This window comes from Streptomyces sp. NPDC051561, from assembly GCF_044454195.1.
Classification (GTDB): Bacteria; Actinomycetota; Actinomycetes; order Streptomycetales; family Streptomycetaceae; genus Streptomyces.
In genome coordinates this window covers 139,285-159,096 of sequence record NZ_JBITDM010000006.1, presented here as the reverse complement: position 1 = coordinate 159,096, position 19,812 = coordinate 139,285, and the positions used below count along the sequence as shown (strand labels likewise).

Below are 19,812 nucleotides of genomic sequence, written 5' to 3'. Positions count from 1 at the left end.
GGCTAAACTCATCCACCATCCGCTCGCGGATGCCCGTACGCCGCGGTCACCGGCACCCACCAGCACGCACCACACCCTGGAGGCCACGCCGTGACCGTTCCCCTGCTCCTTGTCGACGGCCACAACCTGCTGTACCGGGCGTGGCACGGCTTCGCTACGCGCATCCTCAGCCGGGACAAGAACGTCGACCGGACAGGGGTCTTCGGCTTCGCCGCGCTGCTGCGCAAAGCCCAGACCGAGCACGCTGCCGGGTACGAACTCTTCGTCGCCTTCGACTCCGAGACTGGCGCGCTGGGGCGAGTCGAGCAGGACAGCTCCTACAAGGCACACCGGGCCGCCCCCGATGCGGGCCTGCTGGAGTCCCTCGCCCAGGTGAAGGTCGCTCTGGACCACTGCGGTGTCCGGTGGGTCGAGCACGATGGCTGCGAGGCAGACGACGTCGTTGCCACCCTCACCTACCGTGCCCGAACCAGCGGCCGGAAGGCGGACATCATGACCGCCGACAAGGATTTCATCCAACTACTCGCCGACCCTCACGTACGTCTGCTGAACACTGGGGTCCGCGCCGACCTGCGCTATACAACCGGAGAGCACATCCCACTCCGCTATGGCGTACACGCCGCGCAGTGGCCCGACTTCCGGGCCCTGACCGGTGATCCCTCGGACGGCATCGCAGGGGTGCACGGTGTGGGCCCCAAGACGGCCGCCCGACTCCTGGCCGACGGGAGGCACCTGGAGAGCGTCCCCGCCGACGAGCTGCGGCCGGCATGGGCTGAGCAGTGGGACCAGGTCCGCCGATGGCGCGAGATGATCACCCTGGCGTCTAAGGCTGATCTGCCCGAGAACCTCCTCACCGGCCTACCAACCGCCCCGTTGCCTAACGCGGCGGTACTCCTGGACGAGCTGGGCCTGTGGTGAGGTGAATCGCGCGCGATGCCTGCGCGGGCGTACCTCCCGGCCATCGGGGTGCACTACCGCGCTACACGGGAACCAAGCCCTGACACGTCCAGGTCCTCGCGCAGCTTCTTTCCTCGATCCTTAAGGCCCCATCGGGTCTTGACGGTCAAGCTCGGTGCGGGCCGCGTTCCTCCGGCTGCGGCAGCGACAGAAAGCCGATGAAGCGGGTGAACGCGGCGTTCGGAATGAGCAGCGGAGGGAGGTGACGGTTCTTGGAGTCCTGGACGCCGATGGTCGTGGAACCCAGCGTGGCCACTTCGACGCAGTTGGTTCCTCCGCTGCTGTGGCTGCTCACGCGCCAGACAGCACTGCTGTACTGACCGGCGGCGGCACGCTGCTGTGGAGGCGGGTTGGGGATCATGCGAGCTCCTTGGCGATGGACGCGAGTATCTGGACGGATTCTTTCGGCGTGCGGGCTTCGGATTTGAGCAGGCTGCCGGTGGTGCGGTAGAGCTCGGCGCTGTCTGGATGGTTGATGTGCAGCGAGGCGCGCATGGATTCGATCACGATGACGTCCGGGCCGGCGGGGAAGGTGAGGTGGATGAAGGAGCCGTCCATGCCTGCGTGTGCGCCCGAGGTGCGCGGGAGCACCTGGAGCGTCGTGTTCGGGTCGTCGTTGGCCAGGGTGATGAGGTGCTGGATCTGCTCGCGCATGACCGCCGGGCCGCCGACCTCTCGCAGCAGCAGTTCTTCTGGCAGTACGGCCCAGAACTTCAGCGGCGGAGTGCGGCCGGCCATGGCTTCCTGGTGCTCCATGCGTAGTTCGACGAAGCGGTTGATGTCCTCGGCCGTCTTCCACACTCGGCTCGCTTCGGTGACCGCCCTGGCGTAGGCGCGAGTCTGTACCAGTCCGTGGAGGGTGAGGCTGTTCCAGACGAACAGGCCGCTGGCGAGTTCGACTTGTGAGAGGTAGTCACCCAGCGGGTCGTCGACGACTCCTTCGTAACGCTGCCACCAGTCATGCTCGCCGCCCCGGCGGACGAGTTCGCGCAGCATTTCGCGCAGCGAGGCATCGGTGATCCCGTAGACCTCAAAGAAGTGGGGCAACTGCTGGATGGTGACGCCCTGTGTTCCCTTTTCGATCTTGCTGACGGTGCCTGCGGACTTGTAGCCCAGCTGACGGGCCGCCTCCTCAACTGTCCATCCGAGATCCTCTCGCCTGCGCTTGAGTTCGGCTCCGAGCCGCCGCCTTCGGGGGGTTGGTTCGACCGCCATTCCACCTCCTCGATCAGGGGAAATCCTAGTGGCTGGGCCTGAGTTGGGAATAGGCCAATCTGCCCCGAGGAAAAGTTTTCCTGTGGGTTGTATTGCCTGTGGGCCGAGACGCCCCCATCATCGATACCCGGCACCCTGTGCACATTGCCGCCTCCACAGCGTGATCAACGAACTGTGAGATCACCGGGCTGAGCGCACACCTTGGGGCTTGCGGAGCGGCACGTCTCTGGCACCTGGCCCCGCATCAGCGCAGGCAGCAACCCCGCACGGCGTCCTACGAGAAGGAGTGTCATGCTGAGCGACTTAGCACCGAGCGAGTTGGTACCGCCGCCCCCCTCGGTAGGCGTCATGGACCAGGTGCTGTGCCAATTCACCGCTCACGTCCGCACACCACGGCCACAGCTGCTCGTCCTGGCCTCGCATACGGTCCCGGACGTAACGGCCGCCTTCGCCTACCTCCGCAACGGCGCCGCCGGTGTACGGCAGATCTGCCCTTCCCCGACTCGCCGTGCCGTGCGCTCGTGGCTGATGCGCCCGCGGCACGAGCGCAGTGCGGTGGAACAAGCTCTGGCGGCAGGAGAGTCGTACGTGCTGGAGCTGCGGGGCACAGATCCCCGGCTCGCGCTGTCCGTCCGCCGCATTCGGACGCTGACCCTTGCTCCCAGCACGTTTCCCCAGTTCAGGTGCGGTGCCGCAGCCCTCTTTCCGCAGGCGCCCGCCGGGACAGCGCTTCACCGCTCGGCCGCACCGCAGCACGAGATCCATGCTCCCGGCAGCAACGCCCACTGGCGTTGGCCCCACTTCCCCCAAAGCGATGACGAGTGCTCGCACCCTGGCCTTCGGCTTCGGTGACGGTTCCTCAACGCCCCCTGACCCCGGACGGAGAACCCGTGTCCTCGACCTCCCCCGCTCCCCTTTCCGACAGGTCCACAGCGCCGCGCGCGACCGGCGCCCAGCGGCTGAACGACGTGGAACGCAGCGCCCGAGCCCACGACGTCCCGCTGGAGGACGCCCTGCTGATTGCCATCAACCTCTTCGGCATCTCCTCCGACCACGCCGAACGCCACCGGGCCCGGGTCAATCTGCGTCTTGTCCGCCGCCCCGAGGTGGTCTGGCAGATCATCGTGCCGCTCAACCGGCCTGCGTCCCCGTTCCGGCTGCGCGGTGACGCTCTGTGGCTGGACGGGCGGGTGGTCGCCCACGTCGAGCAGGTCGCGGCCGATGAGGCGGTCGGCGGGTACTTCCGCAACGACGGCCGGGCCGCCACGCTCAATCCGAACGCCCGCAGCCGCTGCGTGGGCTGCGGCTACTGCCCCAACACCCTGGAGGCAGCGCAGGACCCCCGGATGGGGGAGAGCGAGGGCCTGGACGAACTGCTGCACGCACTCGCCGAGCAGCACCCACACGGGGACCTGCGGGAACTGGCCGACGTCACGGTCTCCACCGGGTGCTTCGAGCGCGAAGAGGCCGCCCTGGCACACCTCACCGAGCTGCGTGGCGCGCTGGACCGGGCAGGAATACGTCCCACCATCGGGTTCCTGACCTCGGTCCTGCGCAGTAACCGGGCGATGGAGATGCTGGCGAGCGAGGTCGCGCCGTTCACACTGCGCCTCACCGTGGAGTGCTTCACCCGCCGGGCTGCGGTGAACAAGGCGTCCAAGGCGTCGCTGGAGCCTGCTCAGATGCCGGGGCTGCTGGCCCGAGCCGCAGGGCGGGGGCTCGGCACCTCCTTCACCCTCATCGTGGGGCTGGATCCGCTGGAGGACATGCGGGACGGCGTCGCGTCCCTGGCAGGTGAGGTGAGCTGCTTCCCGAACTTCCAGGTCTTCCAGGCCCACAACCTGATGATGGCCGGCCTGCGGGTCCCCGGTGCTGAGACGCTCGACTACTACCTCGCCGCACGCCAGATCCTCGAGGGCCTGATGAAGCCCAGCGGGCTGCGGCCGGTCGGCTGGGAGTGCTACCGGCCGTTGTGGTTCTACAGCTACGCGGGAGAGGAACTGGCCTGATGCAGACCAGCGTTGACGCGGTCATTGACAAGGTCAGCGTCGTCCGCCTCACCGACCAGCAGGCAGGAAGGTACGCCGACGGCGACAGCCGGTACGCGGTAGTGGTCGAGGCGGGCGGTGTTTCTGGCTCCTTCGGTCCGGTCGATGAACTTCCCGCAGCCCTGATCGCCACCGGGTGGGGACAAGCCGCCCGAGGTCTTCCCGTCGCCGACCACGACCAGCTCGCAGGCGTTCTCCTGCAACGGCTCGGCACGCACAGTGCGGGGCTGGGCCGGTGGGCGCTGGGCGCACTGGACTGTGCCGTGTGGGACCTGCACGGACGGCTCGCCGATCTGCCGGTGGCGGCTCTGCTGACCCGCACGCCGGCCGACCGCGTACCTGTATACGCCTCGTGGCTGTCGCTGGACTTGGCTTCCGTCGGTGCGTCTGCCGCCGTGCGCAGGACTGCGGACGAGGAGTACGCGTTCACCAAATGGTCGCTGGGCGCACAGGATGCCCAGCAGGTAGCCGACCAGGTGATGCGGGCCCGTGACTGGGCGGGAGAGCCGGTGGCCCTGGACGCGAAGGGCAGCTGGGACGGGGAACTGGCGGGCAAGGTCGGCTCGCTGCTCCCGGAAGACGCCGTGCACTGGGTCGAAGACCCGCTCGCCGACACCGACCGCGCCGCGTACACCGCTCTCATGTCCTCGTCCGCGCTGCCCGTGGCGTACGGCGAGCGGGTGCCGCATACCGGCGCGGCCCGGGACTTGCTGCACCATTGCCCGCCGCTGGCCTTCACCTTCGACGTGGTGTGGTGCGGCGGAATCACGCAGGCGCGCACCTGGATGCGGATGGCTGCCGAGCGTGGGGTGCCGGTGCACCTTCACGGCCGGGCGTTCGTGCCCGCGGTGCAGCTGGCGGCGGCCTACCCGCGCGCTGCGGGTGCGGTGGAGTACCAGGTGGTGTGGGAGCCGCGCCGGCAGCGGGCGCTGACGGCCACCCTCAGTCCGTCGGGCGGCGCCGTCGCGGTGCCCCAGCGTCCGGGACTCGGTGTGGAGGTACGGCGGTGACGGGACCTGCGAGCACCGAGCGAATCGAGGTGAAGGGCTGTGTCCGCCGTGACCCGCAGCACGGTCTGCTGCTCGTCCTGGACGACCGGCTCACCGGCCGCGAGACCTTCCTCAGCGCGCGCCTGCTGCTGGGCACCCCGCCGGACCTCATGACGGTGCGGGTGCGGATCTTTTCCTTCGACGACATCTCCATGCTCGCCCCCCTCTCCGGCGAGCAGCCAGACATGCGGGATTCCGGTCGCTGGAGCGGCACGCTCTTGCTGCCGCACGGTTCCCGTCCGCCGAACGTGCCCGCCGACCTTGCCCAGGCGGCCGAGACCGCCGGGGTAGATCTCTCCTCCTGGACCGGTCCCGACGCCCGCCAGATGCTGACCTTCCTCGGCGAAGCCCGCGAGAAGGAGGTACGCGACACCCGCATCAACATGATCGTCGCCTCCCTCGCCCCCGGCCAGGAGGCACCGTGAGCTTCGGCATGCCGCCGCAAGTGCGGCTGGTGTCCGTCGACGTGGGCTACACCCTCGGGGAGCCCGAGGGGGTCTCCTTCACGCAACGGCTCAGCTCGCTGTCCGCTCTGCCCGCGGAGCAGTCCAAACGCGTGGTCCAGCAACATCTGCACGCGGCAGCACCCGACGACGAGGAGGCCGTCGGAGCGGTCTGCCGTCAACTGGGCATCACTCGGTCGGACTTCCCCCGCACACACCGGCCGGCCTCGTTCACGGTGTGGCCGGGATCTAGCGAGGCGCTGGCCCGGATCGCGGCTGTGGTGCCCGTCGTCACCTTGTCGAACGTCACGTACTGGGACGATCAAGGGTGCGATGTCCGGGCCCTCTTCGCACCCCATGTGCGGGCGCACTATCCCTCGTGGCGGGTCGGGTTCGCCAAACCCGACCCGCGGGCCGTGCAGACTGTTGCCCGTCTGCACGGTGTGCTTCCCGCCGAGGTGCTGCACGTGGGCGACAGCTACGTCTACGACGTACTAGGCGCCCGCGCGGCGGGCGCCCAGGCCCTGTGGGTGCGCGACCGGCGCAGCCCGTCCGCCCCGCCCCCGCAACCGGCCGGCCCCACCCCGTGGGTCACTGCCGTCGCGGGCCTGTCGGCTGCGGCCGACCACGTCGTGCAGACCGTCCTCACCCGCCCCCTCACGGCCAGGAGCCCCGCACCATGAGCGAGTTCGCCACCACAGCCCCCTACTACGCCACCTACCGGCCCGGCATCCCCGCCGAAGCAGTCAGCTTGCTCACCGAAGCGGTGTCCGCCGCCCCCCACCCGGTCCTTCTCGACCTGGGGGCCGGCACCGGGCAGGTCGCTCTCGCCCTGCACCAGGCCGTCGCCGAGATCGACGTCGTCGAACGCGACGCGGACATGCTCGCCCATGCCGAGCGGGCGCTGGCCGACCTCCCTGTCACTGTCCGCCTGCACCACACCTCCGCCGAAGCCTTCGTCCCGCCTTCCGGCTGGCAGGCCGACCTCGTGACCATCTGCCGCGCCTTCCACTGGATGGACCAACCTGCCGTGCTGTCCCTGCTGGAGACCTGCACGGCCCCCAAAGCGGTGGTCGCGGTGATGGGCGACGGCAGTCTGTGGACCGCGCGCAGCCGCTGGACGGATGACCTGCGCGCACTGATCCAGGAGTACACCGGCCCGGACCGACGGGCTGGCACGGGCAAAACGTACGACGCCCACAACCGCCCCTACCGGGAGGTCCTGGCCGAGTCCGCGTTCGACCAGGTCGAGGAGCACGCTCTCTCACTCGTACGGACATGGACTCCCGCCGAAGTCATCGGATACCTGTACTCCACTTCGTTCGCCGCCCGCCCCCTGTTCGGCGACCGGGTCGACGACTTCGAGCGCCGGGCCCGCGCCCTGCTCACCGAGCACGCCGCTACCGAAGGTCTGACGGAGAACGCCGTCTTCAACGTGCTCCTCGCCCGCCGCAGCTGACCCTCGCCCCGCCCCCGGCGAAGCCGACCCGGGGGCGGGGCCCGCACCGCAGGAGAACCCGCCCATGCCCATATCCGGCCCCCCTGAGTGGTCGCCCACCGAACTTGACCGCTTCGTCACCGACGGCATCCTGATACGCCGGGCCGTGATCAGCGGCCCCCTCCTCGTCCGGGCTGCCGCTCTGGTCGACGGCTGGATGTCCACCGCCTACGATCCCGCCCGCCTGAACGCGTACACCAACCGGAGTTTTGCCCCGGAGCTCGAAGACCATCCTGACCTGCTCGCCCTGTACGACGGCAGCGGGATCAGCACGCTCGTCCACCAGCTGCTCCACCCGGCTAAGTGCGCCCCGGTGTCCCGGGCGCAGATCCAGATCAGGCTGCCCTACAACGCCGCCCAGCCTGTCAAGGCGATGCACGTGGACGGGGTGTCCTGCCCCCACCTGGACGCAAGCGACCTGAACACCTTCACCCTGATCGTCGGGGTGGTCCTGTCGGGCGGTGCCACCGCCGACGCCGGCGCCTTGCACTACGTGCCCGGCGGACACCGGCGGATGGCCTCCTACTTCGCCGACGAGTGGGTGCGCGGCCAGGCCGCCCAGACCCCGCCCGACCTCGACGCCCAGGACGGGACGGCGTTCACCGGGGAGCCCGGCGACGTCGTGGTGATGCACCACCTCGTTCCGCACCGGGTGGGCCTCAACATCAGTGCCGTTCCCAGGGTGATGGCCTATTTCCGCGTGCACCACACCGAGCACGAGCGCCTTGCCCTTGGGGCGCTCAGCGACCCGTGGCTGGAATTCCCGGCGCTCGCCGCCGCGCATCCGCAGACCTGACGACGGGGGCCGCTTTCCGTGGATTTCCTCACCCGTGACCATCTGTCCGTCGCCGCCGAGCATCTGAGAGCGGGACGCATGCTCGCGCTCCCCACCTCCCGCTGGTACATGCTGTGTGCGCGCGCCGCCGATCCGGCGGCCACCGCGGCCGTCTTCCACGCCAAGAAACGGCCCGTCGACAAGCCGCTGCTCCTCCTGCTCGACAGCCCGGACAACGCCGCCCGCCACTTCCAGCTCAGCGACGACGCCCGCCGTCTGACAAGCCGGTTGTGGCCTGGTGACCTCGCGTTGCACCTGCCGTGGCGGCCGGGCGCCGAAAGAATTGCTTCCGTCGGCTCCCCCGCCCTCGTGGGCTGCCCCGATGGGCTGCTCGGCCACCTCCTGGCCCTCGTGGGGGAACCGCTCGCCGCTTCCGTGTGCAGCCTCTCCGTACCCGCGGCCACCGACAACGACCACCCCGCCCTCACCGCCGGACAGGTCGCCGCCTTCGCACAGACCACCAGGGCCGAGATCACCGCTGTCGTCGACGACGGCATCTGCCCCCAGGGCAGGCACATGACCATCGTCGACTGCCCGGCCGGACACCCCGCGCGTCTGCACCGGGAGGGCACCGTGCACCGCCGAGCCGTCGAAGCCGCCCTCACGGAAAGGAGCGATCATGTGGGCTGACCTGGCCCGCTCGACCCGCCGCACCGTCCCCGACACATCGGTGGCCGCGGTCACCGACGCCCTCGACTACCTCTGTCTCGCGCAGCTCTACCTGCAGGACAACCTTCTGCTGGGCCGTACGCTGCGCCCATCGGACGTCAAGCCCCGGCCGGCCGGGCACTGGGGAGTGTGCCCGCCCGTCAACCGGCTCCTGGCCGTCCTCGGCCCGCTCCAGGCGTCCCTGCCAGACGGTCACGACCTCCAGGTCCTGCACGGAGGCGGCCACGCGGGTCCCTCCGCCCTCGCCCACAGCTACCTCTCCGGCCGCCTCGGCGACATGTACCCGCATCTGCGCCCCGGCCCGGCCGGGCTCCACGAACTCGTCTCCCACTTCCCCCGGCCCGACCTCGGCGGGGAGATCACCCCGCTGATCCCCGGTCACCTGCACACCGGAGGCCAGCTCGGACCCGCCCTCGCGGTCGGGCAGGGCACGGTGCTGGACGCCCCGCACCGGCTCACCGTGGTCCTGATCGGCGACGGCGAATGCGAGACCGGGACCACGGCCTCCGCCTGGCTCGCCGCCCGCGCCCTGGCGGGAACCGGGGTACACGGCACCGTTCTGCCCGTGGTGCTGCTCAACGGCCAGCGCATGGGCGGCCCCAGCATCCTCTCCTCCCTCACCCGCGCCGAACTCACCGCCTACTTCACCGGCCTGGGCCACGTCCCGCTGTACGCCGACGGCCGTGACATACCCGCCCTGCGACGCGCTCTGGCCGACGCCCTCGACACGGTCGGCTCCCTGAGTGAGGCCGGACCATCCAGCGTGCTGGTGCTCACCCTCGACAAGGGACACGGCGTCCCGGCCCATCTCAAGGACGCACCGCTCGCCGGCACCCCGGCCGTCCACAAGACACCGCTCCGCGACCCTGCTCACGACCCGGAGGAGTTCGCGGCGCTCGCGGCATGGCTGGCCTCCTACCAGACCGAAGATCTCCTGGACCAGAAGGGCCGGCCCCTCCCCCACCTGCTTCCTGCGCTTCCGGGCCCACTGCCCCGTACGCTCGGACTTCCCGCACCCCACGGATGCGTCGCGGCCTCCGCCGACAGCGCGCACCGCGCCTCCGGCCAGCTCTTCGCGCAAACCGTGCCCGCCGTCCTGCACGCACGGGCCGCCCAAGGCCCCTTCCGGGTCTTCAGCCCCGACGAACTGGACTCCAACCGCCTCCGCCTGGCCGACGCAGCTGGCCGCCCGGTCTCCTGGGCGGTGGAGATCCTGAATGAGGACATCTGCCATGCCTGGGCACAGGGCTACACCGAAACCGGACGGCACGCGCTCGTCATCAGTTACGAAGCCTTCGCCCCCGTGCTCACCGGCCTTCTGCGCCAGCAGCTCAAGCACCGGTCAATGCGCCGCCACGCCCAACTCGCCGCGCTGCCCAGCATCGTCTACCTGCTCACCAGCCTGGGCTGGCACAACACCTACACCCACCAGGATCCCAGTCTCACCTCCGCGCTCCTGGCAATCGGCGACCCCACCGTGCACGTCCTCACCCCCGCCGACCCGGCCCGCACCGCAGCCGCCCTCACCTTCGCCCTGCGCAAACTAGACCGGTGCACGCTCGTGATCGCGGGCAAGCACACCCACACCCAGCACCCTCTGGACACCCTTGAGGAGGAACTGCGCCACGGCATCGCCCGCTGGCCCCACCTCAGCGATTCACCCGCCGGCGAACCCGACCTCGTCCTCGCCTCTGCCGGGGACTTGCCCGCCGAACGCCTCACCGCACTGGCCCACCGCCTCCGCGCCGAGCGCCCTGACCTGCGCCTGCGCTATATCCACGTCCACGACCTCACCGCACTGGCCGAAGCCGGCAGCCGCCCCCACGCCCTCACCACCGAAGCCTTCACAGACCACTTCGGAACCAGAGCGCCCATCATCCTGGCCACCACCGGCCATCCCGCCGACATCCACGCCCTGCTCGGGCGGCGCCACCCCGGCACCCGCCTGACCGTGCTCGGCTACCGCGACCCCGAGAAGCCCTGCACCCAGGCCCAACTCCTCACCCACTGCGGGCTCGACGACAACAGCCTCTGGCAACTCGCCACACGAACCGCCCGGGAGAACGCATGACCGCCGCCGTACCCGACCCGCCGGACGAGACCGTACTCAACACCTTCGAGCACGACGGTTATGCCATCATCCGCAACGCCCTCAACCCGGCTCTGCTCTCCCCGCTGCTCACCGCAGCCGAACAACTCCTCGCCAGCACGATCACACGCGGACGCGACCAGGGCGGAGACGGCAAGGACGGCTTCCGAGGTGTCCTCGACCTCGACCAGACCTTCCTGCCCCTGCTGGACAACCCCCGCACCCTTCCCACCCTCGTCCGGCTCCTCAGCCCCAACATCCATCTGCTCTCCGCCCACCTGATTGCCCTGCCAACAGGGCCGCCCCGCACCATCCGTACCCCCCAAAGGCCCGGCTGGCACCGGGACATGTACGGCGTCTCCGACGACCTCGGACTTACCCAGACCCCCCGACTCGCGATCAAGGTGGCCCACTACCTCACCCCGATCACCCCCGACTGCGGACTCACGATGTTCCTGCCCGGCAGCCACACCCTGACCAGTGCCCCCACCATCGCCCCCCAGGCCATCGACCCCGACGGTGCACGCACTCCCCAACTCACCAGCACCGACGTCGTCCTCTTCGAGAACCGCACCTGGCACGCCAGCGGCATCAACACCTCGGGCAGCCCCCGCATCGCGCTCATGCTCCAGTACGGATTCCGCTGGCTCCAACCCGTGGACGACCCCAGCACTCTGCACGCCGACCCCTGTCTCACTCCCATCCAGCAGCAGCTCCTGGGCATGCCCGACCGCAACGAAGACGGCTCTCTCGCCAAGGGAAGGGGTGCAGTCCCGCTGCGCAGATGGAGCGGACGACGGTGAGGCCCCTGTAGGCGGCTCGCTGATCATCGGCGACGGAGGTTCCACGCACGAGCGGATGGTGCACCAGCTCACCACGGGTACCTGTAGCGGCGCCTTATTCACCGACGACGTCCGCTGTCCTGTCCACGTGGTCGACCTGGCCGCCGCTGTCTCGGAGATCGCCTTCAGCGACGCGGCCGACGTTCTCCACCTCGCCGGGCCCGACGGCCTGAATCGCCACGAGCTCGGCGTGCTCATCGCCCAGCGTGACGGACTAGACGCCACCGGCCTGCCCACGGGACTGCGCGAGGAGAGCTCCCTTCGCGGGGCTATCGCCGTACGTCTCGATAGCCGTGCCACCCAACAGAGGCTGCACACCAGATTGCGCGGCGCCCGGCAGTTCCTGGAGCGTTGACCGACTGGAGCAGTCGGACGGAAACAGGCGGGGGTTACGCGGCGCCATAATGTGCGGCAAGTGAGGCCGCCCGCTCCCCCAGAACGCACTCGTGGCCGGGCCCCTGGTTCGGGCAGGCCGCTGTATATGCGGCACAGACCAGGTCCGCCCACAACCGCAGTACGACGAACGCAGGGGCACCAGGAGCGTCGATGGCCAGGCGCTTAACGAAGATGCCCGCACCTTCCCACGAGGGTGGAATGACGAAATGCCTCACGATCCGCACCACCGCCTCACGGTCGCGAATAAGGGGCAGAGCCCGCAGATGCGGCAGAGCGTAGATGTCGCTGCGGATCCCCACCTCCTGGGCGAGAGCCTGAAGCACTGCGCCGAGGAGGAGGGCAACGCTCTCCTCTCCGCCTGGCGCGTCAGCTTCCGCCCCCGATTCCTCGCAGGCGCGCTGCCACCCGTCGTGGAGGACGGCGGCCTTCTTCGGATCCTGGTGGTGCATCCAGGTGACCATCAGTTCCGCCTGGGCGAGGCAAACGTCGGGAAGGGTCGGGGCCCCAGAGGCAGCCTGGTCCCGTGCGGCTTGATGTGAGCTGTCGGCGAAGCCGACAAGGACTCGGGACGCTCTCCGGGAGGCAGCTCGGCGTTGGGCTTCGGTCATCTGTCCGGCTGCGGCTGCCGGGTCCGCCGCCTCGGTGATCGTACGGACCAGGAGGTGGAACTCCCGGCCCCCTTCCAAGGTCTCGTCTGCCAGGTCGCTGGGCAGTGATCCGCCGTTGAGCGTGGCCACGGTCCGCCGGGTGATCTCCACCAGCCGGCCCACGGCCGCCGCCTCGGCCAAGCCGTCGATGAGGTCATCCGCACACGTCGTGCAGCCGTCGCCCGCTGCGCCGAGTACCAGACCGAGCTGGCGTCTGCCTCGCTCGCTCATCCGGTCCTGGGGGCCGAGCTTGACGGGCACCTGCGGGTGATCGTGGAGCACGGCTCTTGCCTCTCGGGTGGGGTTCCGGGGGTGCTTGGGCAGTCTCTGCATTTTCTCGTTGTGCACGGTCATGCGGCAATCCGAACGGTGTCTGCCCGGACGTTCGGGCGGAAGTGGCGGGAGACGCCCAAGAGGGCCGCTTCGTCATCCGTCGGGTGTCCCGGTCGGCGGTCGGCGTTGGCCAGTTCTGTCGTCCGGTCCGGGCGCACATCGTTGGCGCGGGCGGCTATTCCGGCCTTGATCTGGTCGGCGGAGACGGCAGCGAGCAGCGTGTCGCCGCTCAGGCCGGCGGCACGGTATCGGGCTTCGCTGGCTTCTCGGACCTCAGCGTCAAGGTAGGGGAGGATCCGAAGGTGGCCGTCGCGGATCTCGATCGTGCGCCGATAAAGCTTGATGGCGATGCTGCTGAAGTGCTGACGATCGGACTCTTCGATTGGCAGCACGACGTCGGGAACTTCGCTGTTGTACGCGTGCCACAGAGGGTGCAAGCCGCGGTATACGCGGTGCTGGCGTATCCAAAGGCGCAGGTGGCGGGCGTGTTCTGTGCCCGTGGGTACGAGCCAACCCACCAGCGTCAGCAAGGCGCCGCCATCGCCGCAGATCCACGCCAGCGTCTCCCAGCTCTCGAAGCTGCCGCCGATTTTGCTGGCGATGACGTTCCCGAGGCGTACGGCGCTGGAGCCGAGCGTGACGAGGGCGCCGACGGTAACGAAGCGTAGGCCCACCCGGACCGAGGAACGCGAACTGCGTCGGGCCAGACGCCAGCACGCGTGTGCGAGGAGAATCTCCCCCAGGGAGTAGGCCGAGCAGTACACAGTGAGGTACACGGCGTGCCCGTTGTCAGGCGAGTAGTAGAGAGTGAAGTCGCGCAGCCGCTGCACGGTGGGCGAGAACAGCAAGAACACGAGCCACAGGACGACGATGACGATGACGCCCGCCTTGATCCAGCGCCGTGACTCCCGTCGCGCGACCTCCGGCGGAGAGCCCCAGTAGGTCAGGACGACCTGCTGACACGCCAGCAGCGCCAGAACGCATGTCTGCGACATGGGCACGGTCAGATTCGCGGTGCCCAGCATCTGATCGACGGTCCGGCCGGTCCAGACGAGAGCGAAGAAGAACGACAGCCCGGAGAGCAGAAAGACCGAGGTCAGAGCTATCGAAGCCGGGTCCTTGCGGCGGACGGGCAAGTCACGCAGCAGGCACAGAAAACCTGCCGCCGCCACACTCAGGCAGAGGAGATGCGCGGTGTTCTTCACCGGGTCTCCCGCCGGCGCAGAAGCGTACGGGCAACACGGTCCTGGACCTCATCGCCGGAGGGCTCATCCGTGCGCTTGAGGTGGTTGATGATCCGGCTCTGCAGCAGAAAGGCGAGGCGCTCGGTAGCGCGCTCCTCGGCTTCCTCGTAGGAGGTGCGCCCGAGCATCATCTGCACCGTGTGGCCCTCCACCTCCGGGAAGAAGGCGGGGGCCAGGGCCGAACTCGGCCGCGTTTCATGATGCTTGAGCAACAGGTGCGCGAACTCGTGCGCGATAATGTGATCTTGATGGAGCACGATGGTCCGCGGGTCGTAGAACACGCTGATTGAATCCTCCGTCACGAGGCAGGCTCCACAGATCGACGCCTCCTGCACCCTTGGCATCAGCAAGACCTCGCGCCGCACTCGCCGCGATACCTCATCGCGCAGATCACGGATGTTGGTAACGGCGGGAAGTTCCAGCTCGGCCAGGACGTCATCCCGATGACGTCGACGGGCAGACCACATTTCACAGGCTTTCTTGATCGATTTCCAAAGTGCAGTCAGGCGTGGTCAGTTGACATCTTTGGGCGGGAGGCCCTCGACCTCCCGCACATGGTCAACCATGCCGATCAGCGCCTCCTTGCCTTTCTCGGAAACATCCGAGAGCCGCAGGAGCACGTTCTTGATCCGCGCGTCACGCATGAGGACCAACAACTCCAAGTCCCGCTCAGTCCGTTCCGCGATCTCGTCGTCGAACCAGTAGCGCGGGGAAACGCCGAAGAACTTTGCCAGGCTTTCGAAGTGACGCATCGTCGGGTTGTCACTTCGGCCCGTGCGGAGCTTCCACAAGTACACGTCACTTATGGGATCGAGCCCTCGCTCGGCCATTAGGGCAACCACTTCCGTGTTGCTGTACGGGCCGCGGTTGGGTGGGTGTACCACGTCGAAGAGGTAATTGAGACGGTCGCGGAATGTCGCCAAGACGCGACCCTCCGTGCCCTCTGGTGATTCGTCCATGATCCTTTTTCCGTGCGGCAGCGATTAACGTCAGGATACTCCGAGGATTTCGCTGCCTAACACCTGTTGACGCCCCGTCGCGTGTGTGAAAAGTTCCTCCTACCAGCCGGTACGTGCCACAGGCGCGCCCTCGGCTGGTCATTCGTATCTACCGGACCGCGCGCGAATGGCAGCATGGCGCACGCCACACTGATCGAGCGGCGTGCGTCACATTCGGCGGTGCGGACCTATTCGATTCGGCCTGAAAGCGCGGGACAGAAGTGGGAGCACGGCAGTGGTTTACTCGTGTTACTGCCACGAAGCGCGGCTCACGCACGGCTAGAGATTTACGTCACGTTCGGCATGCGGGCTTGATCGATTTCGACCAGAAGGTACGGACGGGAGTGGCACGCACCCTTCGCGTCAAAGCGCAGACAGGATGATCTGTGCATACCCCCTGGGCCTCGCCGATTAGCGGCACACCTAAAGTCGATCTTGGAAATGGCCGAGGCGCGATGCAGTTTCATCCCCTGCCACTCCAAAGGGTGGCCTCCCGGAGCATCTAGAAGGCATCACACTCCACGGATTAGAGAAGGCGCTTTGGGCAGCTGCGCAGGCCGCCCTTCTTCGGCATGGTCGCCGCTCGGCGTGGTTCGCACCCTCATCGACGCCGGCCTCGACGCGGAGATTTCAAGTCAACGCCCTAGTGGGGAAGTTCTTTAGCTATGTCTAGCTCTCCGGCCGTCCTCTGCATATGTTTCGTCTCGGCCGGAGGGGCAACCGCCTCGGCCGAACGAGCAAGCGAGGAGACGCAGATAGGGACTCGGCCGCAGACCGGCTAACACCAAAAAAGCGTCGGCGCCCGAGAGTTCGCACCTCTCAGACGCCGACGCCCGATGACACTCCCAACCCTCGCAAGGTTGGGGAACCACCTAACAATCCGCACCGGCCCTTTCCACGGGGCATACCGGTGCGCTACTTCACAGGAGAGTGTTACATGCCTACACCCCTGCGTAAAAGGGGCAAAGCTGAGGCCCCTACTCTGCGGGCCCGCATGCTTGCCACACGCCTGAGCGCGATGATGCCGCAAGCCGTGAAGCTTCGTATCGCACTGAAGGACGGCCGGACCACCTGGCCGCACCTGGACGTCACAGCCTCGGACGCGGCGGACGTCAAGGTCAGTATCAACCGGACCCAGGCGCAGACGGCGGCCCGCTGGATCATCCGCGCGCACCGGGAGGCCGGGTGGCAGCACCCTCGGACCTTCGACCTCCGTACCGCGCTGCTGGACGGGGGTGCACGCTGATGGCTCCCCGTATCCGCACAATCAAGCCGGAGATCGTGCTTTCGGAAGACCTGGCTTCGGTCAGCCTCACCGCCGAGCGGACCTTCGTGGGGCTGCTGACGCAGGCGGACGACTCCGGGCGCTACCGCGCCCACCCCGCGATCATCGCCGGACAGCTCTGGTCCCTGCGCCCCGAGCACACCGCGACCCATGTCGCCCTGGATCTGGAGCAGCTCGACGACGCGGGCCTGATCTGCCGGTACACCGGGTGCGACGGGCGCCTGTACCTGCACATCGTGACGTGGGCGCGTCACCAGCGGATCGACCGGCCGTCGGCCTCGCGGTTCCCGCGCTGCCCGCGTCACCAAGCGGCGGCGGCCTGTGGCGGGTGCTCGTCCGAGCAGTGCCCCCAGACGTCGAAGTACGCCCGCTCGCAGGGTTCGCCGAGCCTTCCTGGAGGGCTCGATCGCCCGGTTCCGGCGAGCGAGTCGGCGGCGGCCTCGGAGGACGCCGCCGACTCCAGCGCCCCGGACCCTGGTGCGGACGAATCCGGGCGGGACTTCTCGCGGCCTCATCTGGCGTCGGTGAAAACTGCAGGTCAGAAGCCATTCGAGGAGGACTCGTCGGAGCCTCGTGAGGACCTCCCGGAACCCTCGTCGCCTGGATCTTGGAGCTTGGATCCTGGATCTTCCCTTACGGGGGGCGAGGCGCCCCCGCCGGATGCCTCGATTTCAACGGTCTCGGCGAACGAGCTGCTGCGGGAGTACGTGAAGGCATGCGCCGAGCGACCGCCGAAGCGGTTCCTCGATCACCTGGGGCGGGAGACCAAGCAGCTCCTCGGTGAAGGCTTCGCCCCAGACATCGTGCGGGCCGCGATGGACCAGCTGCGGGCCAAGGGGCTCCACCCCAGCACGCTCGCGAGCTTGCTGAACGAGCTGGTGAACGCAACGCCGTCCTCCGCCTCCGGCGCGGGGCCCTGGGCCAGCACCCGTCCTGCCCACACGCCCTACCGCAACACCACCGCACCGGCACCGACGACCTTCGGGGTGACTCTCTGATGCGTACGCACACCGACCCGCAGCAGGCAGGCGAGCACTCGGTCGTGACGACGTGGCGGGCCCGGCTGAGCTCACGCGGAGTCGCCTTCGACGGGCCTGCCCTGCCGGACCCGCTGGACCTGACGCCGGCACTCGACGCCGCGCAGGCCCGGATCCCATACGACTACCAGCAGGCCAAGGCCGACCACCCGGTCGTCGCCGCCTGGGTCGCCAAGATCGCCGAGGCCGCGGTCGCCGCCGACCGGGGTCGTCGCGGACGCCGTGAGATCACCCATGGGCCCTCGCTGCTGCTGTGGGGTCCTACCGGAACCGGCAAGACGCACCAGGCGTACGGGGCGATCCGCGCCCTGACCGCCGCCGGGTGCGGAGTGCACTGGCGATCGGCCTTCATGTCGGACCTCTTCGCCGAGATGCGGCCCCGGCCGGGCATCGACCCGGAGTGGATGCTGCGGCACTACATGCGCGCCCCGCTCCTGCTCCTGGACGACCTCGGCGCCCCGAAGGCGTCGGAGTGGAACGAGGAGCTCACGGTACGGCTGCTCAACCACCGCGCCGAGAACCGGCTGCCGACGATCGTGACGACCAACCTGCCTCCGGTCCGCACCACGGGTCTGGACCCTCGGCAGGAAGTCCTCCGCGACAAGATCGGCGACCGCGCCCTGTCCCGGCTCTCCGGCATGTGCGTCCAGGCCCAGCTCGACGGCCCCGACCGTCGCTACCTGCGCGCCTAGCCTTCCCCTCCTTCGCTCCCCCGGCACGGCACCCGAGCCCGCTGCCCCTGCCCGCCTCCGCCAGGCCCCACCACCGTCCTCCCTTGCTCCGGGGCGCAGTGGTGAGTGCGCCGGCCGAGGCACATCGGAGATTCCCATGCGTACGATCACCACCCACGCCAACCCGACGACCGGGCTGCGCGGTGTCAACGAACACCACTGGCGCAAGCGAGCCGCCTGCTACGGCATGGATGCCAAGCTCGCCGACGCCCTGTTCTTCCCCACCCCGCGCGATCTCCGCGCCATCGACCAGGCCAGGGCCATCTGCGGACCGTGCCCGGTCCGGCAGGCTTGCTTCGACGCCGCGATGGACAGCGGAAGCAGTCACGGAATCTGGGCGGGCCTGACCGAGCACGAGCGCGCGTCCTGGCACGAGAAGACCCGGGCGCGACTCGACGACAACCGGGTCCACGCGTTCCTCGACGGCCGCGCGGTCGCCCTCTCCCCCAAGGAACGCAAAGCCGTCGTACGCATCGCCTGCCAGCGCGGCTGGGACGCCGAACGCATCGGCTACCTCCTGGGCCACAACCTCGAATACACCCAGAAGCTGATGCGTGTAGCCGAGGACGAGATCGCCCGCGCCAAGAACGCAACCGACACTCCCCCGGAGGCTGCCGCCAACTTCAACGACGCACCCCGCGACCAGGAACGGCCAGCCGGGCTCCGCAACTTCGGGACGGCCGCGTGACCGACTCTCACAGCGCACTCGCTGTCGCGCCGATCGGCGCCTGGGACCGGCTGGCCATCGTCGCTCTCGGCGCCGCTGGCTGCGCGCTGTCGTACGACGCCCTCCAGCAGATGGCCGTCGCCATCCACGTCCGCGGATTCCTTACCTACCTCTTCCCGCTGGTCATCGACGGCTTCATCGCCTACGGCGTGCGCGCGCTCCTCGTCCTGGCCGAAGCTCCCCTCCGAGCCAGGCTGTACGTGTGGATGCTCTTCGGGACCGCGACGTCAGCATCCATCTGGGCGAATGCCCTGCACGCGGTCCGCCTCAACCAGCAGACCACCCACCGCGGTCTGCAGCTGGGCGACACCGTGGTCGCCATCCTCTCGACGCTGGCTCCGCTCGCCTTGGCGGGCGCGGTCCACCTGTACATCCTCATTACCCGGCACCACCCTGCGGACCGTCCTCGGACCGCTCCGTCGGCGGACCAAGGGACTGGCGTCCGCCTGGCGGACCGGTCCGCCGCCGAGGACGCACGAGACGTGCCGGCGGACAGCGGTCCGAACTCGCAGCCCGCGGACCAAAAACGGTCCGGCCCGGCCTCGGACAACGCAGCAACAGCGGCGGGCAGTCGAAAGTCCAGCCACCCGATCGAGACCCAGGCTGACGGACCGGCTGCCTACTCGCCGGAGGCGGACCGCGCCGCCAACCGCGAGGCGAACCTGCAGAGCGACCTGGCCCTTGCCCTCCCGGTGCCGGAAGCCTCGGACCACCGGACCGCTTCGGCTACGGACCAACTCGCCGGTCCGACGGACCGGACCGCCACGGA

General features: G+C 68.8%; 22 protein-coding genes. 16 read left to right on the top strand and 6 right to left on the bottom strand.

Annotated features, from left to right (window positions below):
- The first annotated feature begins 90 nt into the window (after positions 1-90).
- Positions 91-918 carry a 5'-3' exonuclease H3TH domain-containing protein gene (locus tag ACIA73_RS16620; RefSeq protein WP_399439222.1) on the top strand — a complete coding sequence of 276 codons (828 nt, stop codon included), beginning with the start codon at positions 91-93 and terminating at the stop codon, positions 916-918.
- A gap of 145 nt (positions 919-1,063) precedes the next feature.
- On the opposite strand, the gene ACIA73_RS16615 is transcribed toward ACIA73_RS16620, so the two are convergent.
- Both ACIA73_RS16615 and ACIA73_RS16610 read right to left on the bottom strand, forming a co-directional pair.
- On the bottom strand, positions 1,064-1,318 hold the full coding sequence (locus tag ACIA73_RS16615) for a DUF397 domain-containing protein (protein ID WP_399439220.1): 255 nt from the start codon (positions 1,316-1,318) through the stop codon (positions 1,064-1,066).
- Complete coding sequence (locus ACIA73_RS16610) at positions 1,315-2,172, bottom strand: helix-turn-helix domain-containing protein (protein ID WP_399439219.1); 858 nt, start codon at positions 2,170-2,172, stop codon at positions 1,315-1,317. The genes ACIA73_RS16615 and ACIA73_RS16610 overlap by 4 nt, the downstream gene beginning before the upstream one ends.
- A gap of 890 nt (positions 2,173-3,062) precedes the next feature.
- Here ACIA73_RS16610 and ACIA73_RS16605 point away from each other — a divergent pair.
- The 10 genes from ACIA73_RS16605 (at position 3,063) to ACIA73_RS16560 (ending at position 12,000) form a co-directional block, all read left to right on the top strand.
- Positions 3,063-4,181, top strand: a complete 1,119-nt coding sequence (locus tag ACIA73_RS16605; RefSeq protein WP_399439218.1) for a hypothetical protein — start codon at positions 3,063-3,065, stop codon at positions 4,179-4,181.
- Positions 4,181-5,230 carry an enolase C-terminal domain-like protein gene (locus ACIA73_RS16600; RefSeq protein ID WP_399439217.1) on the top strand — a complete coding sequence of 350 codons (1,050 nt, stop codon included), beginning with the start codon at positions 4,181-4,183 and terminating at the stop codon, positions 5,228-5,230. Before ACIA73_RS16605 ends, ACIA73_RS16600 begins: the two co-directional genes overlap by 1 nt.
- Positions 5,227-5,694 carry a hypothetical protein gene (locus ACIA73_RS16595; protein WP_399439216.1) on the top strand — a complete coding sequence of 156 codons (468 nt, stop codon included), beginning with the start codon at positions 5,227-5,229 and terminating at the stop codon, positions 5,692-5,694. The genes ACIA73_RS16600 and ACIA73_RS16595 overlap by 4 nt, the downstream gene beginning before the upstream one ends.
- Positions 5,691-6,395: an HAD family hydrolase gene (locus ACIA73_RS16590; protein WP_399439215.1), complete on the top strand. Its 705-nt coding sequence runs from the start codon at positions 5,691-5,693 to the stop codon at positions 6,393-6,395. The genes ACIA73_RS16595 and ACIA73_RS16590 overlap by 4 nt, the downstream gene beginning before the upstream one ends.
- Positions 6,392-7,171 carry a class I SAM-dependent methyltransferase gene (locus tag ACIA73_RS16585; RefSeq protein WP_399439214.1) on the top strand — a complete coding sequence of 260 codons (780 nt, stop codon included), beginning with the start codon at positions 6,392-6,394 and terminating at the stop codon, positions 7,169-7,171. The genes ACIA73_RS16590 and ACIA73_RS16585 overlap by 4 nt, the downstream gene beginning before the upstream one ends.
- A gap of 64 nt (positions 7,172-7,235) precedes the next feature.
- Positions 7,236-8,006, top strand: a complete 771-nt coding sequence (locus tag ACIA73_RS16580) for a phytanoyl-CoA dioxygenase family protein (protein ID WP_399439213.1) — start codon at positions 7,236-7,238, stop codon at positions 8,004-8,006.
- Positions 8,007-8,024: 18 nt separating this feature from the next.
- Positions 8,025-8,675 carry a Sua5/YciO/YrdC/YwlC family protein gene (locus ACIA73_RS16575; RefSeq protein WP_399439212.1) on the top strand — a complete coding sequence of 217 codons (651 nt, stop codon included), beginning with the start codon at positions 8,025-8,027 and terminating at the stop codon, positions 8,673-8,675.
- Complete coding sequence (locus tag ACIA73_RS16570) at positions 8,665-10,785, top strand: phosphoketolase (protein ID WP_399439211.1); 2,121 nt, start codon at positions 8,665-8,667, stop codon at positions 10,783-10,785. The genes ACIA73_RS16575 and ACIA73_RS16570 overlap by 11 nt, the downstream gene beginning before the upstream one ends.
- A complete protein-coding gene (locus tag ACIA73_RS16565) occupies positions 10,782-11,606 on the top strand; it encodes a phytanoyl-CoA dioxygenase family protein (protein ID WP_399439210.1) in 825 nt (274 codons plus the stop codon). The genes ACIA73_RS16570 and ACIA73_RS16565 overlap by 4 nt, the downstream gene beginning before the upstream one ends.
- On the top strand, positions 11,569-12,000 hold the full coding sequence (locus tag ACIA73_RS16560) for a hypothetical protein (protein ID WP_399439209.1): 432 nt from the start codon (positions 11,569-11,571) through the stop codon (positions 11,998-12,000). The genes ACIA73_RS16565 and ACIA73_RS16560 overlap by 38 nt, the downstream gene beginning before the upstream one ends.
- Positions 12,001-12,034: 34 nt before the next feature.
- On the opposite strand, the gene ACIA73_RS16555 is transcribed toward ACIA73_RS16560, so the two are convergent.
- The 4 genes from ACIA73_RS16555 to ACIA73_RS16540 form a co-directional block, all read right to left on the bottom strand.
- On the bottom strand, positions 12,035-12,970 hold the full coding sequence (locus ACIA73_RS16555) for a hypothetical protein (protein ID WP_399439208.1): 936 nt from the start codon (positions 12,968-12,970) through the stop codon (positions 12,035-12,037).
- Positions 12,971-13,038: 68 nt separating this feature from the next.
- Complete coding sequence (locus ACIA73_RS16550; protein WP_399439207.1) at positions 13,039-14,226, bottom strand: MAB_1171c family putative transporter; 1,188 nt, start codon at positions 14,224-14,226, stop codon at positions 13,039-13,041.
- The gene (locus tag ACIA73_RS16545) at positions 14,223-14,732 is read right to left on the bottom strand and encodes a hypothetical protein (RefSeq protein ID WP_399439206.1); all 510 of its coding nucleotides are present in this window, start codon (positions 14,730-14,732) and stop codon (positions 14,223-14,225) included. The genes ACIA73_RS16550 and ACIA73_RS16545 overlap by 4 nt, the downstream gene beginning before the upstream one ends.
- A 45-nt stretch (positions 14,733-14,777) precedes the next feature.
- The gene (locus ACIA73_RS16540; RefSeq protein ID WP_399439205.1) at positions 14,778-15,224 is read right to left on the bottom strand and encodes an XRE family transcriptional regulator; all 447 of its coding nucleotides are present in this window, start codon (positions 15,222-15,224) and stop codon (positions 14,778-14,780) included.
- Positions 15,225-16,257: 1,033 nt separating this feature from the next.
- Between ACIA73_RS16540 and ACIA73_RS16535 the strand changes: the two genes are divergently transcribed.
- The 5 genes from ACIA73_RS16535 to ACIA73_RS16515 form a co-directional block, all read left to right on the top strand.
- Positions 16,258-16,509 carry a transcriptional regulator gene (locus ACIA73_RS16535; protein ID WP_399439204.1) on the top strand — a complete coding sequence of 84 codons (252 nt, stop codon included), beginning with the start codon at positions 16,258-16,260 and terminating at the stop codon, positions 16,507-16,509.
- The gene (locus ACIA73_RS16530) at positions 16,509-17,546 is read left to right on the top strand and encodes a hypothetical protein (protein WP_399439203.1); all 1,038 of its coding nucleotides are present in this window, start codon (positions 16,509-16,511) and stop codon (positions 17,544-17,546) included. The genes ACIA73_RS16535 and ACIA73_RS16530 overlap by 1 nt, the downstream gene beginning before the upstream one ends.
- Positions 17,546-18,277, top strand: a complete 732-nt coding sequence (locus ACIA73_RS16525; protein WP_399439202.1) for an ATP-binding protein — start codon at positions 17,546-17,548, stop codon at positions 18,275-18,277. The genes ACIA73_RS16530 and ACIA73_RS16525 overlap by 1 nt, the downstream gene beginning before the upstream one ends.
- A 136-nt stretch (positions 18,278-18,413) precedes the next feature.
- Complete coding sequence (locus tag ACIA73_RS16520; protein WP_399439201.1) at positions 18,414-19,004, top strand: WhiB family transcriptional regulator; 591 nt, start codon at positions 18,414-18,416, stop codon at positions 19,002-19,004.
- The coding region (locus ACIA73_RS16515) for a DUF2637 domain-containing protein (protein ID WP_399439200.1) at positions 19,001-19,812 on the top strand (812 nt) is incomplete at its 3' end. The genes ACIA73_RS16520 and ACIA73_RS16515, both read left to right, overlap by 4 nt.